At 73.0% G+C, this 14,976-nt stretch carries 14 protein-coding genes; 10 read left to right on the forward strand and 4 right to left on the reverse strand.

The window, feature by feature from the left end:
- The 6 genes from AE652_RS18495 to AE652_RS18520 form a co-directional block, all read left to right on the forward strand.
- Positions 1 to 1,124: Dyp-type peroxidase (locus AE652_RS18495; RefSeq protein ID WP_049652855.1), on the forward strand; the 1,124-nt coding region annotated here is incomplete at its 5' end.
- A gap of 160 nt (positions 1,125 to 1,284) precedes the next feature.
- Positions 1,285 to 2,220 (forward strand): prephenate dehydratase, encoded by a 936-nt coding sequence (pheA, locus tag AE652_RS18500; RefSeq protein ID WP_049652857.1) that lies wholly within the window; start codon positions 1,285 to 1,287, stop codon positions 2,218 to 2,220.
- Positions 2,221 to 2,726: 506 nt separating this feature from the next.
- Positions 2,727 to 4,001 (forward strand): serine--tRNA ligase, encoded by a 1,275-nt coding sequence (serS, locus tag AE652_RS18505; RefSeq protein WP_074002021.1) that lies wholly within the window; start codon positions 2,727 to 2,729, stop codon positions 3,999 to 4,001.
- A 49-nt stretch (positions 4,002 to 4,050) separates the two neighbouring features.
- Positions 4,051 to 4,896, forward strand: a complete 846-nt coding sequence (locus AE652_RS18510) for an HAD family hydrolase (protein WP_049652861.1) — start codon at positions 4,051 to 4,053, stop codon at positions 4,894 to 4,896.
- Positions 4,897 to 5,203: 307 nt separating this feature from the next.
- Positions 5,204 to 5,926, forward strand: a complete 723-nt coding sequence (locus AE652_RS18515; RefSeq protein ID WP_049652863.1) for a FadR/GntR family transcriptional regulator — start codon at positions 5,204 to 5,206, stop codon at positions 5,924 to 5,926.
- Positions 5,927 to 5,990: 64 nt separating this feature from the next.
- A complete protein-coding gene (locus tag AE652_RS18520) occupies positions 5,991 to 7,232 on the forward strand; it encodes an MFS transporter (RefSeq protein WP_049652865.1) in 1,242 nt (413 codons plus the stop codon).
- A gap of 91 nt (positions 7,233 to 7,323) precedes the next feature.
- Here the strand turns inward: AE652_RS18520 and AE652_RS18525 are convergent, their stop codons facing one another.
- The 4 genes from AE652_RS18525 to AE652_RS18540 all read right to left on the reverse strand — a co-directional run bounded on the left by AE652_RS18525 (position 7,324) and on the right by AE652_RS18540 (position 10,904).
- Positions 7,324 to 8,040, reverse strand: a complete 717-nt coding sequence (locus AE652_RS18525) for an ABC transporter permease (protein WP_049652868.1) — start codon at positions 8,038 to 8,040, stop codon at positions 7,324 to 7,326.
- A gap of 76 nt (positions 8,041 to 8,116) precedes the next feature.
- Complete coding sequence (locus AE652_RS18530) at positions 8,117 to 9,034, reverse strand: ABC transporter ATP-binding protein (RefSeq protein ID WP_049652871.1); 918 nt, start codon at positions 9,032 to 9,034, stop codon at positions 8,117 to 8,119.
- A 9-nt stretch (positions 9,035 to 9,043) separates the two neighbouring features.
- Positions 9,044 to 9,943 carry an ABC transporter permease gene (locus tag AE652_RS18535; RefSeq protein ID WP_049652874.1) on the reverse strand — a complete coding sequence of 300 codons (900 nt, stop codon included), beginning with the start codon at positions 9,941 to 9,943 and terminating at the stop codon, positions 9,044 to 9,046.
- Positions 9,927 to 10,904, reverse strand: coding sequence for an ABC transporter ATP-binding protein (locus AE652_RS18540; RefSeq protein ID WP_049652877.1), 978 nt, complete (start codon positions 10,902 to 10,904; stop codon positions 9,927 to 9,929). Before AE652_RS18540 ends, AE652_RS18535 begins: the two co-directional genes overlap by 17 nt.
- Before the next feature lie 214 nt (positions 10,905 to 11,118).
- On the opposite strand from AE652_RS18540, the gene AE652_RS18545 reads away from it, so the two are divergent.
- The 4 genes from AE652_RS18545 to AE652_RS18560 form a co-directional block, all read left to right on the forward strand.
- Positions 11,119 to 11,553: a hypothetical protein gene (locus tag AE652_RS18545; RefSeq protein WP_049652880.1), complete on the forward strand. Its 435-nt coding sequence runs from the start codon at positions 11,119 to 11,121 to the stop codon at positions 11,551 to 11,553.
- A gap of 13 nt (positions 11,554 to 11,566) precedes the next feature.
- Entirely contained in the window at positions 11,567 to 13,849 is a 2,283-nt protein-coding gene (locus AE652_RS18550) for a hypothetical protein (RefSeq protein WP_049652882.1), read from the forward strand.
- Positions 13,846 to 14,472 (forward strand): hypothetical protein, encoded by a 627-nt coding sequence (locus tag AE652_RS18555; RefSeq protein ID WP_049652884.1) that lies wholly within the window; start codon positions 13,846 to 13,848, stop codon positions 14,470 to 14,472. Before AE652_RS18550 ends, AE652_RS18555 begins: the two co-directional genes overlap by 4 nt.
- On the forward strand, positions 14,469 to 14,976 hold a 508-nt coding region (locus AE652_RS18560), incomplete at its 3' end, for a hypothetical protein (RefSeq protein ID WP_049652885.1). The genes AE652_RS18555 and AE652_RS18560, both read left to right, overlap by 4 nt.

Genomic DNA, 14,976 nt, shown 5'->3' on the forward strand with positions numbered 1-14,976 from the left:
CGGCCGGCCCGGGCGGCGCGCTGGGCGCGGCCCGGGTGCCGTTCCGCGGCGAGCACCAGGCCGGGATCACCGACCCGCCGCAGGCCAGGGTCCAGCTGGCCGCCTTCGACCTGGCCGAGGGCGTCGGCCGGGACGGGCTGCGCACCCTGCTCCAGCGCTGGACGAAGGCGGCCGACCGGCTGACCGCCGGGGAGCCGTCCGAGGAGTTCGACAACCAGGTCGCGCTGGACGCCGGGCCCTGCTCGCTCACCGTCACGGTCGGCTTCGGCGCCACGCTGTTCGACAAGGCCGGGCTGGCCGACCGCCGCCCGCCCGGGCTCGCACCGCTGCCCGCCTTCCCCGGCGACGCGCTCGACCCGGCCCGCGGCGACGGCGACCTGTTCGTCCAGATCGGCGCGGACGACGCCCTGGTCGCGGTGCACGCCCTGCGGGTGCTCCAGCGGCTGGCGGCCGGTACGGCGGCGCTGCGCTGGCAGTCGGCCGGCTTCGCCCGCACCCCCGGCGCCGCCGCCCAGCCGGTGACCGGGCGCAACCTGATGGGCCAGATCGACGGCACCAACAACCCCCGGCCGGACGAGGACGGCTTCGCCGCCAAGGTGTTCTGCGCCGCCGGTGGCGACCAGCCGGCCTGGCTGGCCGGCGGCTCGTACCTGGTGTTCCGGCGGATCCGGATGCTGCTGGACAACTGGGAGGCGCTGCCGGTGGACCGGCAGGAGCGGGTGATCGGGCGGCGCAAGTCGGACGGCGCCCCGCTCGGCGCGCCCGCCGGGGCCGGCGAGCGCTCCCCGGTCGACCTCACCGCGCAGGGCCCGGACGGCACCCTGGCGATCCCCGCCGACGCGCACATCCGGGTCGCCGCCCCGGCGGCCAACGGCGGGGCGGCGATGCTGCGGCGCGGCTTCTCGTACCACGACGGGCTGCTGCCGGACGGCTCACCGGACGCCGGGCTGCTCTTCCTCGCCTTCCAGAACGACCCGGGCAAGGGCTTCACCCCGGTGCAGCGCAAGCTCTCCCGGGGCGACGGCCTCTCCCGCTTCCTGCGGCACGAGGCGAGCGGCCTGTACGCGCTGCCGCCGGGCGCGCCGCCCGGCGGCTACCTCGGCCGGCAGCTGCTGGAGGGGTAGTTCCCCGGACGGTTCCCCGGGGGTCCGACGGCGGACCCCCGGGATCCACCGCCGCGGTCCCGGCCACTGGAACGCTTGGCCGCCGGGGCCGTTGAATCGTTAGGGTGACTGCTTCGGCACACCCTGCCCGCGCAGTACCCCGGAACCCCACGGAGGCGTCATGTCGGCCACCCGCTACACCTACCTCGGACCGGCCGGCACGTTCACCGAGGCGGCCCTGCACACCCTGCCCGAGGCGGCGACCCGGGAGCTGGTGCCGCTGTCCTCGGTGGCGCTGGCGCTGGACGCGGTGCGCGGCGGGGAGGCGGCCGGGGCGTTCGTCCCGATCGAGAACTCGGTGGAGGGCGCGGTCACCGCGACCAACGACGAACTCGCCTCCGGCACACCGCTGATGATCTACCGTGAGGTGCTGCTGCCGATCACCTTCGCGCTGCTGGTGCGGCCGGGCACCGAGCTGTCCGGGATCAAGACGGTGACCAGCCACCCGGTGGCCCAGCCGCAGGTGCGGCGCTGGCTGGCGGCCAACCTGCCGGAGGCGGACTGGGAGTCGGCGGCCTCCAACGCGGACGGCGCCCGGCTGGTCGCCGAGGGCCGCTACGACGGCGCGTTCGCGGGCGAGTTCGCGGCGCCGATCTACGGGCTGGAGCCGCTGGTCAAGGAGATCGCGGACGCGAAGAGCGCGGCCACCCGGTTCGTCCTGGTCGGCCGCCCGGGGCGGGTCTCCTCGCCGACCGGCGCGGACAAGACCTCGATGGTGGTCTGGCTGCCGGACGACCACCCGGGCGCGCTGCTGGAACTGCTCCAGGAGTTCGCGGTGCGCGGGGTCAACCTGATGCGGATCGAGTCCCGCCCGACCGGCGAGGGCATGGGCAGCTACTGCTTCCTGATCGACTGCGAGGGCCACCTGTCCGAGCGCCGGGTCGGCGAGGCGATGATGGGGCTCAAGCGGATCTGCCCGCAGGTGCGGTACCTCGGCTCCTATCCGCGCGCCGACCGGCAGGAGTCCACCCACCGCCGGCCGGGGACCTCGGACGGGGATTTCACCTCGGCGGCGGACTGGCTCTCCCGCGCGCTCGACGGCCGCGGGGACATCTGAGCTTCTCCTCGAGTCCTTCCGGACTTTTCCGACTGTTTTCGCCCGGCCCGGGCGGCCCGGGCGGGTGACCGCACCGTCGTCCACAGGGGCCGTCGGGGCCGGAGACCGCTGTCCACAGGGCTCCCCGCTGTCCACAGCCCGGAGTTATCCACAGGCCTGGGGACGAGTCGACAAACCGGTATAGCCATTGCCCAGACCCGGTCGGACCATCGGTTTGCGTCGCAGAGATGACCAATCGGACCAGAGTCACCCGGTTGCCAGCAAATCACCCGTCCGAGTGCTTCAATTCCCTCACCCGAGAAGGTTGATTGAGGTTTGAAACCTCAATTCCCTGGTTCGTTCACGCGGAAGGCAATCCTCCCCTTTGATCCACAGGCCCGGGGCCCGGCCTGTGGATAACCCGGCGGCGGGAAGTTCCCCACAGGAGTTATCCACAGGCACGGACGAGTTATCCCCAGGGAAAAGCCGTACCGGTGGAGGAACGGTCTCCCGGTACGCTTGGGCCTGTGATTGACCTTCGCCTGCTCCGTGAGGACCCTGACCGAGTGCGCGCCTCGCAGCGCGTCCGTGGCGAGGACGTCGACCTGGTCGACGCCCTCCTCTCCGCCGATGAGCGGCGCCGGTCCTCGGGCAGCCGCTTCGACGAACTGCGCAGCGAGCAGCGGGTGCTCGGCAAGCAGGTCGCCCAGGCCAAGGGCGACGAGAAGGCCGCCCTGCTCCAGCGCACCAAGGACCTGGCCGCCGAGGTCAAGGCCGCCGACGCCGAGCAGGGAGCGGCCAAGGAGGAGGCCGACCGCCTGCTCCGCTCCCTGGCGAACCTCATCGACCCGGCCGCCCCGGTCGGCGGCGAGGAGGACTTCGTCACCCTCGAGGAGATCGGCACCCCGCGCGACTTCGCCGCCGAGGGCTTCGAGCCCCGCGACCACGTCGAGCTCGGCCAGATCCTCGGCGCGATCGACACCGAGCGCGGCGCCAAGGTCGCCGGTGCCCGCTCCTACTACCTGACCGGCGTCGGCGCGCTGCTGGAGCTCGCCCTGGTCAACATGGCGATCGCCCAGGCCACCGCGGCCGGCTTCATCCCGATGATCACCCCGACCCTGGTCCGCCCGGCCGCCATGGACGGCACCGGCTTCCTCGGCCAGGCCGCCGAGAACGTGTACCACCTCGCCGAGGACGACCGGTACCTGGTCGGCACCAGCGAGGTCCCGCTCGCGGCGTACCACATGGACGAGATCCTCGACGCCGACAAGCTGCCGCTGCGCTACGCCGGCTACTCGTCCTGCTTCCGCCGCGAGGCCGGCACCTACGGCAAGGACACCCGCGGCATCATCCGCGTCCACCAGTTCGAGAAGGTGGAGATGTTCGTCTACACCACTCCCGAGGACGCGGAGAACGAGCACCGGCGCCTGCTCCAGTGGGAGAAGGACTTCCTCAACGCGCTGGAGCTGCCGTACCGGGTGATCGACGTCGCCTCCGGCGACCTCGGCGCCTCGGCCGCGCGCAAGTTCGACATCGAGGCGTGGATCCCCACCCAGGGCAAGTACCGCGAGGTCACCTCGACCTCCAACACCACCGAGTACCAGGCCCGCCGGCTGTCGATCCGGATGCGCGAGGAGGGCAAGACCCGCCCGCTCGCCACCCTGAACGGCACCCTGGTCGCCGTCCCGCGCACCATCGTGGCGATCCTGGAGAACCACCAGCAGGCCGACGGCTCGGTCGTCGTGCCCGAGGCGCTGCGGCCGTACCTCGGCGGACGGACCGTCCTCGAGCCGGTCAAGTAAGCCGGCCCGCCCAGCACCACCTGCGACACTCCCGGGAGACGTACGGCCCATGAGCACCACCAGCCCCAGCCCCGTCTCCCCCGACGGTGGCGACCTGCCCTACCGGCTGGTCGCCACTGACCTCGACGGCACCCTGCTCACCAGCGGGGAGACCGTCTCCGAGCGCACCCGCGCCGCCCTGGCCGCGGCCACCGGCGCGGGCGCGCTGCACATCATCGTCACCGGGCGCTCCGCGGTCTGGGCCCGCCCGGTCTTCGACGAGATCGGCTACACCGGGATAGCGGTCTGCGGCCAGGGCGCCCAGGTGTACGACGCCGGCGCGCACAAGCTGCTCACCTCGCTCACCCTGGACCGGCGGCTCGCCGCGCTCGCGATCGAGAAGATCGAGGCCGAGACCGGCCCGCTGGCCATCGCCGCCAACCAGGACGGCCTCGACGGCCAGGTGCTGGCCGGCCCCGGCTACGAGCTGCTGATCGGCTCCGACCTGCCGGTCGTCCGGGTCGACCGCGGCGGGCTGTACGACTCCCCGCTCAGCAAGCTGTACATCCAGCACCACGCCCTCACCGACGACGCCCTCGCCGAGGCCGCCCGCCGCGCCGCCGGCGACCTGGTCGGCGTGGTGATGGCCGGCGCCGGCGTGGTCGAGCTGCTCCCGCTCGGCCTGTCCAAGGCCACCGGCCTGGCCGTCGCCGCCCGCCGCCTGGGCGTCCGCGCCGCCGACACCATCGCCTTCGGCGACATGCCCAACGACGTCCCGATGTTCGGCTGGGCCGCCCACGGCGTCGCCATGGCCAACGCCCACGAGGAACTCCTCGCCGTCGCCGACACCGTCACCACCAGCAACGACGAGGACGGCGTCGCCGCGGTCCTGGAGCACCTCTACCCGCAGCGCTGACGCCTCCGGCGCGGCCCTTGTGCGCCGTGCCCCGGGCTCGCACACCCCGTAACCCCGCCCGAAGCCGGAGAACCGCCGGCGCTCGGGCCATCCGCTGCGGCCTTCCGCCCCGCGCAGTTCCCCGCGCCCCTGCTGGGGCGCGGGGAACTGCTGTCTGCGGAGGAGACGCACCCCCGGCGGCGGGTGGGGTGAGGCCGATCGGGGGATTCAGGGGCTGGTCAGGGGTGGGTTGTAGGATGACCGGGCAAGCGGTTGTAGGATGACCGACGACTGGTTTCGACGTGTGCGGTGGGAAGGGAGGTCCGGCATGAGCGGCGGTCTGCAGGCGGCCGGGCGGCGTTCCCTGGTCGACACCGCGATCGAGCAGTTGCGGGAGCAGCTGGCGGGTGGGGCGTGGCCGGTGGGGTCGCGGATTCCCACCGAGCACGAGCTGGCCGAGCAGCTGCGCGTCGGGCGGAACACCGTGCGGGAGGCGATCCGGGTGCTGGTGCACGCCGGGATGCTGGTCTCCCGGCAGGGCGAGGGGACGTTCGTCCGCTCCACCAGCGACCCGGCGTCCGTGCTGCGCGGCGTCCAGCGCTCCGGCATCCGGGACGTCCTGGAGGTCCGTGCGGCGCTGGAGACCGAGGGCGCCCGGCTGGCCGCGCTGCGGCACACCCCCGAGGACGTCCGGCGGATGCGCGCCGCCCTGGCCCGTGAGGCCGAGGTGTTCGCGGCGCACCCCGAGCGGGCGAGCCGCGAGGCCACCGTCGAGCACGACCTGGAGTTCCACACCGCCGTCGTCGAGGCCGCGCACAACCCCGCGCTGGCCGAGGTGTACCGCTACTTCGGTGCCTCCGTCCGCGAGGCGATGACCTCCGCCTTCGGCGACCACGACATGCCCGAGGCGGTCGTGGCCACCCACGAGGCGCTGGTCGACGCGATCGAGAGCGGTGACCCGGACCGGGCCGAGGCGGCGTGTCGTGCGCTGCTCGCCGGCCCGACCGCGGCCGTCGAGCAGCTGCTCGCGGCCATCGCGGCCCGGAAGTAGGACGGCGCGAGCCTCCCTTCCGCCGTCCGCTTCCCCCGCACATTCACGAAAGAACAGCACACCCATGGCCGTCACCCGTGCCCAGCAGCCGGTTGTCACCGCTCCTGCCCCGCTCCCCGGCCGCGTCCGGCTGGCCCATCCGCTGCTGCTGCTGACCGGCATCGTGCTGGTCGCGCTGAACATGCGCGCCTGTCTGGCCGCGGTCTCCCCGATGGTCGGCGAGATCCAGCGGACCTTCGGCCTCTCCGCCACCGCGAGCGGTCTGATCACCACCGTCCCGGTGCTGTTCCAGGGCGTCGGCGCCCCGCTCACCCCCCGGCTGACCCGCCGTTTCGGCGCCGAGCGGGTGGTGCTCGGCGCGGTGCTGGTGCTGGGCGCGGGCGTGCTGCTGCGGGTGCTGCCCTCGGTGGCGGCCCTGTACGCGGGCTGCGTGGTGATCGGCGTGGCGATCGCGGTGCTGAACGTGTCGATGCCGGGCCTGGTCAAGCGCGAGTTCCCGGACCGCGCGGCCACCATGACCGGCGTCTACTCGACCACCATGCTGGTCGGCGCCACGCTCGCGGCCGGCACCTCCGTCCCGCTGGAGCACGCGCTCGGCGGCGGCTGGCGGGCCTCGCTCGGCGCCTGGTCGCTGCTCGCGCTGGTCGCGGCGGTGGCCTGGCTGCCGCAGGTGCTGCGCTCCCGCCAGGAGCGGCAGGGGGCGGTGGCCGCGGCCGCCGCGCCGGCCAAGCCGATCGAGGGCATCTGGAAGTCCGCGCTGGCCTGGCAGATCAGCCTCTTCATGGGCATCTCGTCGCTGCTGGTCTACACCCTGGTCGCCTGGATGCCGACGATCCTGGCCGAGCACGGCATGGACCGCGGCCAGGCCGGTCTGGTCTTCGCCTTCTCCAACCTGGTGCAGGTGGCGGGCGCCTTCCTGGTGCCGCTGATGGCCGGCCGGATGACCAGCCAGCGCGCGCTGGCGGTGGTCATGGTCGCTCTGAACGGGCTGGGCATCGCGATGCTGCTGGTCGCGCCGGTCTCCGCCGCGTGGGTGTCGGCGACGATCCTGGGTGTGGCCCAGGGCGGTTCGCTGGGCCTGGGCCTGGCGTTCATCGTGCTGCGCACCAACACCGCGGCCGGTGCCGCCCAGCTGGGCGGGATGTCGCAGGCGATCGGCTACCTGGTCGCGGCGGCCGGCCCGGTCGGCGCGGGTGCGCTGCGCCAGCTGACCGGCGGCTGGGAGACCCCCCTGGTGCTGATGCTGGTGCTGGTCCTGGTGGTCGGCGCGGCCGGCTGGGGCGCGGGCCGCAACCGCACCCTCTGAACCGACCGCGCGCCCGTACGGCCCCGCACAAGCGGTGAGCCCCGGACACCCTCACAGGTGTCCGGGGCTCACCGCTTGTGCGGTACGGGGCTCACTCCTCGCCGGCGAGGGTCATCCCGGCCAGCTTCACCGAGGCGAGCACCGTCGCCGCGACGGTGACCACCAGCAGCAGCGGCACGGCCGCTCCGAGCGAGACGTCCGAGCTGATCGCGTTCTGTCCCGCGACCGCCTCGGCCACCGAGCGGCCCCACTGCTGGATGCTCAGCGTCCGGGCGCCCTCGACGAAGTTGCCGACCGTCGACTCCCAGATCAGGGCGTACGCCAGACCGGCCACGACCGCGTGCCGGGTGACCACGCCGAGCAGCAGGAACAGCGCGCTGTACGCGGCCCCGGCGACCAGCACGGCCACGGTGTAGCCGAGCGCCACGCCGTCCTGGGTGCCGACCAGCAGCAGCCCGGCCAGCAGCGTCGGGACGACCGAGAACAGCCAGGTGACGCCGATCGCGACGACCAGCTTGGTGGTCACGATCCGCCACCGGGGCAGCGGCTTGGCGAGCAGGTAGACGATCGAGCCGTCGTCGATCTCGTTGGCGATCACCCCGGTGCCGACCACCAGTCCGAGGATCGGGATCAGGGTGCCGAGGCCGAGGGCGCCGAGGATGTTGTTGGCCATGTCGTGCGGGTCGGCGCTGGACACGCTCGCGACGGCCGCGACGACCAGCAGCAGGGCGGGGGCCACCAGCAGCAGCAGGCCGCGGCGGCGCCCCAGCAGCCCGCGCAGGGTCAGCCTGGCGACGGTGGGGTTCATGGTCGGTCGGCCCCTTCCTGGGCAACAACGGTCCTGGCGGCAGCGGTCCCGCCGACAGTGGTCCTGCCGACGGCGCTCACGCGGAGACCAGGTAGGAGAAGACGCTCTCCAGCGATTCGTCCGCCGGGGAGACGGTGTACAGCCGGATGCCGGCCTCCCGGGCGACCCTGGGCAGCAGGGTGGTGAAGCCCTGGAAGTTCACCGCTTCGATCCGCAGCGCCCGCTCCCGCTCGTCCACCTCGATGCCGCTGGTCGAGCCGTCGGCGATCAGCGCGGCGGCGAGCCGGCGGTCGTCGCTGGAGCGGACCAGGTAGCGGTGCGGGCGGTCGGTCATCAGCCGGCGGATCTTGCGGAAGTCGCCCGAGGCGGCGTGCCGTCCGGCGACCACCACCTCGATGTGCCGGGCCAGTTGCTCGACCTCCTCCAGGATGTGGGAGGAGAACAGCACCGTCCGGCCGTCGGCGCCGAAGCGGCGCAGCAGGTCCATCAGCTGGAGCCGCTGGCGCGGGTCCATGCCGTTGAAGGGCTCGTCGAGCAGCAGGACGGACGGGTCGTGGACCAGCGCCGAGGCCATCTTGACCCGCTGCTTCATGCCCTTGGAGTAGGTGCCGGTGCGGCGGTCCTTGGCGTAGTCCATCTCCACCAGGTCCAGCGCCCGGCGGGCGGCGGCGCCCGGCTGGGGCAGGCCGTGCAGTTCGGCGTTGGCGAGGACGAACTCCCAGCCGGTCAGGTAGTCGTACATCGACTCCCGCTCGGGCACCAGGCCGATCTGCTTGTACACCTGCTGATTGCGCCAGATCGGCGCGCCGTCCAGGGTGACGGAGCCGCTGGAGGGGGCCAGGAAGCCGCTCATCATGTGGATGAGGGTGGACTTGCCCGCCCCGTTGGGACCGAGCAGGCCGGTGATGCCGGGGCCGATGGTCATGGTGATGTCGTTGACCGCGACCACGTTCCCGAACCAGCGGGAGACCTTGTCGATGCTGATGGTGGCCATGCCGCCCTCTCAGACGTTCCGGTAGCGGCGCAGCAGCAGCCGGTACGAGCCGACCACCATGGCCACCGCGACGAGCGCGAACACCGCCAGACCGAGGCCGCCCGGGGCGTGCCGGCGGTCGAAGCCGTCGCCGAGCCCGAACAGCTCGTTGACCAGGGACTCCACCAGGTCGGTGGGCGAGATCAGCGACATCCACTGCGGGGCGTCGGAGCCGGTCGTGCTGCGGTTGCTGATCCCGACCGCGGCCGCTCCCAGCGCGGCGCTGACCGCCAGGTAGCCCATGATGGCGGCCACGCCGAAGCCGCGGCGCGGGGTGGCGGCCGCGATCACCACGGCCACCGAGGTCGGCACCAGGGCGTACAGCACGGCCGCGACCAGGCCGTACAGGAAGTGCGCGGTGTTGTGCCCGAAGTCCATCCCGGCGAGCAGCGCGCCGATGTACAGCACCAGCAACGGGGATGCCATCAGCAGCAGTTGGGCGCAGACCATGGCGCCGAACTTGGCCCGGACGTAGTCGGTGCGGGTGATCGGGCGGGAGAAGTACAGCGGGACGGTCTGGTAGCGCAGGTCCCGGGAGAGCAGGACCGGCGCCTGGGAGGCGAGGAAGACCGAGATCACCAGGCTGAAGATGGAGAGGTAGCCCGCGTACTCGACCGGCAGCTCGTCGCGCTTCATCACGACCGAGACCGCCACGAAGATCAGCGCGGGCACGGTGATCACGCCCAGCACCAGCATCGGCAGCACCTTGGACTTGCCGGAGCGGCCGAGGCCGTACGCGGCGCGCAGGCTCTGGGTGAAGAGCGCGCGGGTGGCGTAGGTGCGGCCGAGCCGGGGGCCGGTGTAGCCGCGGTAGCCGATGTCGTGGATGACGCCGGTGTCGGCGGACCTGGTCTCAGGAGGCAGCGGCATCGTTCGTCCCTCCCTTGCTCTGCTCGGTGTCCTGGGCGTCGGTGAAGAGCTCGGCGACCCGGTGCCGGCGCTGCTCCAGCCGGACCAGGCCGAGGCCGAGTCCGGCGACGGCGTCGCGGATGGTGTCGTACGTCGACTCGTCGGCCAGCCGGACCAGCAGCAGGTGCGAGCCCTCGGGCTGGACGGACAGTCCGGCCGCGGCGAGCCGCTCGCGGACCGCCGGACCCGGCTCGCGGCCGTGGTCCTCCGGGAAGTCGCCGACCTCGACCGCGAGCACGGCCGTCGCCTCGGTGAAGGAGGCGGTGGAGGAGGAGCGCAGCAGCTTGCCGCCGTCGATCACGACCAGGTGGTCGCAGGTCCGCTCCAGCTCGCCGAGCAGGTGGGTGGTGACCAGCACCGAGATGCCGAAGTCGGTGTGCACCCGGCGGATCAGCGCCAGCATCTCGTCCCGGCCGGCCGGGTCGAGGCCGTTGGTCGGCTCGTCCAGCAGCACCAGTTTCGGGTCGTGCACCAGCGCCTGGGCGAGCTTGACCCGCTGCTTCATGCCGGTCGAGTAGCCGCCCATCGGGCGGTACCGCTCCTCGTACAGGCCGACGTGCCGCAGGGTGTCCGCGGTGCGCTCACGGGCGGCGGTGGCGGGCAGACCCGCCATCCGCGCCATGTGCACCACGAACTCCGTCGCGGAGACGTCCGGTGGCAGGCAGTCGTGCTCGGGCATGTAGCCGACCTGCGCGCGGATCTCGGAGCCCTGGGTGGCGACGTCCAGGCCGAGGACCTCGCCGCGGCCGGAGGTCGCCGGGGCGAGCCCGAGCAGGATCTTGATGAGAGTGGACTTGCCCGCGCCGTTGGCCCCGACCAGACCGACCACACCCGGCCGCACCTCGACGGTGAGCTGGTCGAGCGCGGTGACACGGGGATACCTCTTGGTGAGGCCGTCCGTCTTGATGACAGCTGTGGACACGGGACCAAACGTAACGGCCTTGTGCGGTACGGGTCATGAGCTGGAATGACGAGGCCGTCTGCTGCTGCGGTATGACGTCGGAGCCCCTCACCCCTAGGGGTTAGAAAAAGCGGAATCCACCTGTACCCTTTGTCGAATCTCTTTACACACTTGCCTGACTCTTTGCCAACGGGGGTGCCGGAGCAGCGCCCCGGCACGGAGGGGGACGATCGACATGTCTGATCGGGCGACCGCGTTCGACCGGATGATGAACCCTTGGGCCTACGACGCGGACGGGAACCTGACCGGCTCGGCCCGCGCCCGGGAAGCGGCCCGCACCCAGCTCAACTCGGCCTCGGCGTCCGGCGGCGGAGGCGGGGGCGGCTTCAGCGCCGATACCAACGCGCTCACCACCGCGGGGAACAACTCCGACCAGATCCACGCCCGCCTCAACACCGAGGGCCGGGGCGCCGACGAGGCCACCGCCAAGGTGTCCACCTCGCTGGCCAATTGGAGCACCGGCAAGGCCGCGGCGGGCGCCGCCGGCACCTGGGACCAGTGCGTCGCCGCCCTCGGCGGCACCATCGGGCAGACCACCCAGGCGCTGCGCGCCACCGCCGCCAACTACCGGCAGAACGAGTCGGCCGTCCAGCACGACCTCGGCAACTGAGAGGACCACCGAGATGGTCGACTTCCACGAGCTCAGCACCGCCGACTTCGGCGTCCTGGACACCGCCGCCACCGCCTGGACCACCGTCGCCCAGAAGCTCCACGCGATGGACGGCGACTGGGACACCACGGTGATCGCCCAGGTCGACTCCGCCTGCTGGAGCGGCCCCGCCGCCGACCAGGCCCGCCCCGGCCTCCAGCGCACCAACGAGCAGCTGACCGCCGCCGTCACCGAGGCCAACGCCTTCGCCTCGATCTTCACCGAGGCGTCCACCGAGTTCAAGGCCGCGAAGACCAAGCTGGACAAGGCGGTCGCCGACGCCCGGACGGCCGGGCTGACCGTCACCGAGAACGGCACCGTGAGCTGGCCCCCGGCCGACAACGCCACCCGGCACGACTACGAGGCCCTCCGGGACTACCAGAAGGAGTGGGGCGACAAGGCGGAGGCCGCCCGCAAGGCGATCGACTCCGCCGTCGCCGAGGCCACCGCCGCCGACGAGCGGATCGCCTGGGCGCTGCGCGCCGACAGCATGACGGACGGTCAGAAGTCCTTCAACGGCAAGGCCATCGGCGGCGGCCCGGAGGCCGACGGCCGGCGCGCCGCCCAGCTCGCGGCCCGGGGCGGGGACATCACCGAGCCCGAACTGACCGAGCTGAACTCGCTGTTGGCCTCGCACGGCAACGACCCGAAGTTCGCCACCACGTTCTACCAGGACCTCGGCCCGGACGGCCTGATCAAGTCCTGGAACAGCATGGTCGGCGACCCGGCGCACCCCCGCGACGACAAGGACCCGCGCTGGAAGGCCTACCAGGACCTCCAGAAGAACCTCGGACTCGGCCTGGCCACCGCCACCCGCACCACCAACGAGCCGCACCTGTCCGACGAGTGGGCCGCCGCGCTGCGCAAGGCCGGCTCCCAGCCGGTCTGGGACAAGCCGTACCGGGCCTCCGGCCTGGACTACGTGCCGTACGGCTACCAGGTGCTCTCCGGCATCCTGATGAACGGGAACTACGACGCCCACTTCATCAACCCGATCGCCGAGCACGTCACCCAGCTCGACACCCAGGACCGGTACTGGCCGGCCCCGATGCCCGGCTCCAGGATCCAGGGCTTCAACCTGACCGGCGGCGACGAGGCGGGCGCCGGCTTCCGCCCCACCACGGCGATCCTGGAGGCGCTCGCGCACAGCCCGGACGCGGCCAACAGGTTCTTCACCGAGCAGCCGACCGCCTACAACCAGGACGGCACGGTCAACCAGGGCGGCAAGCCGAAGCCCTCGGACTACTTCTCCTACTACTCCCACGACAAGGACTGGATCCCGGACACCACCTCCCGGGACTCCAAGGTGTGGGACGCGAGCAAGCAGGCCGGTCCGGCCGCCTTCGGCCGCGCCCTGGAGGCCGCCACCACCGGCCACCCGTACGACGAGCCGGGCCCCGTCCCGCCGGACCGGCACACCACCGAGCAGGCCGACCTGATGAAGCGGGTCGTGGACACCTTCGGCCGGCACGGCGACGACGGGGCGCTGGACGACATCAAGGGCGACGGCAAGCTCGCCGCCCTGCGGGGCAGCCTCGGGCACATGACCGCCGAGTACATCGGCGACGTGCAGAACTCGCTCTCCCACGGCACCGACCTGCCGGTCAACGGCTCCCCGGCCTCCCTCGACGCCTCCTCCGTGGCCGGGCTGCTCGACGCCCTCGGCCGCGACCCGGACGCCTACGGCGCGGTGGCCAACGCCAACCAGGCGTACACCACCGCCCTCATCCGCGGCCACCTGGACAGCGGGCAGACCGACTTCGCCCGGCTGGAGTCGGACATCAAGCACAACGCCGAGTCCGGCGGCGTCGTCAGCGGCTACCTCAACCAGGCCCGCATCGACGAGGTGCACAACGAACACGCCGCCTCCGACAAGGAGTTCAACGACGCGCTGGAGAAGAACGTCGGCTACGGCAAGGACGCCTTCAACGCCGTCATCGGCAGCGTGACCGAGAAGATCCCGCTCGGCGGCGAGATCGCGGACCAGATCGTCGACTCGATCGCCGACAGCGTCATCGAGGCCAACAAGAAGGACACCACCGAGGACGGGCGCCAGGAGAGCCGCAACCACACCGCCGAGGCCGAGGGCCGGGTCGCGCGGGGGGCCGACCAGGCGGTCCGGGACGCCGGCAGCGGCACCGGGATCGCCCGCCAGGACATCGACCGGCTCGCCAACAGCGCCCGCGACAGCGCGCTCCAGGGCATGTCGCGCGGGACGGCGAACAACTCGTCCACCAACGCGAAGGGCGACGCGTGAGCCGGTCCGGAGCCGGGCCCGCGGCCCGCTGGGCCCGGCTCCTCGCGGGCCGCTGGGCCGGGCGCCTGCACGACCCGCTGCTGCTGCCCGCCGTGCTGGTCGTGGCGGTGGCCGCCATGGCGGTGGCCGCCGCCGGGTTCGTCGGCTACCGGGACTGGCAGGGCCACCGTCCGTCCGAGCCCCCCGGCCGGTCCGCCCACCTCTGCCGCCTGCCCACCGGCGCCGACACCCCGCTCGGACGGCTGCTGCCGCCCGGTGACCAGGACTCCGAGGAGCGGACCAGCTCCGGCGTCCGCGACACCGACCAGCAGAGCTGCGTCGTCCGGATCGACGGCCGCGCCGTGCTCACCCTCACCGCCGTCCGGCGCGAGGGGGAACTCGCCCTGGCCGCCGCGGAGGCCACCCGCCCGGACGCCCGCCCGCTCGACGTGCCCGGGCTGTCCGCGGCCTGGCCGGGCGGCGCCACCGCGGCCCAGTACTGCGTGACCGGGCCCAGCGGCTACGTCGAGGTGCGGGTCACCGCCGGGGAGGCGGCCCGCGCCGACGGGGCGGACGGCCGACAGGCGATCGAAGAGGTCACCCGCGCCGCGCTGGCGGCGAAGACGAAGGAGCTCTGCCGGTGAAGCACCCCCGGGCCCTGATCGCGGGCGGTTCCGCGCTGCTGCTCGGCGGCGGCCTGCTCGGCTGGCACCTCTACCTCGACCACACCGCCTACCGGCCGTCGGCCGTCGCCCTGTCGCACGGCGAGTGCCGCGGCCTGCTCGACGACCCGGCCGTCACCGGGCTGCTCGGCGGCGCCCCCCGGGTCTTCGTGGAGACGGCCTACCGGGCGGCGACCCCCGACGCCCCGGCCTCCGTACGCTGCTCGGTCAACGGCGGGGACGGACGGCTGCTGACCGCCGAGGCGTCGTTCGGCGGCGTGCTCTCCGGCGGCGACAGCCTCGGCGCGGTGGGCTTCGAGTGCACCGTGGACGGCCGGCGCACCGGCTACCGCGCCGTGCTCAGGCTCACCGGCAAGGACGGGAAGCTCCTCCCGGACGGGCCCGGCCGCAAGCGGATGGACGAGGCCGCCCGCGGCTTCGCCGAGCGCGCCGCCGGGCAGCAGCTCGGCTGCGCGGGCGGCGCCG

The organism is Kitasatospora sp. MY 5-36 (assembly GCF_001182915.1).
Taxonomy (GTDB): Bacteria; Actinomycetota; Actinomycetes; order Streptomycetales; family Streptomycetaceae; genus Kitasatospora.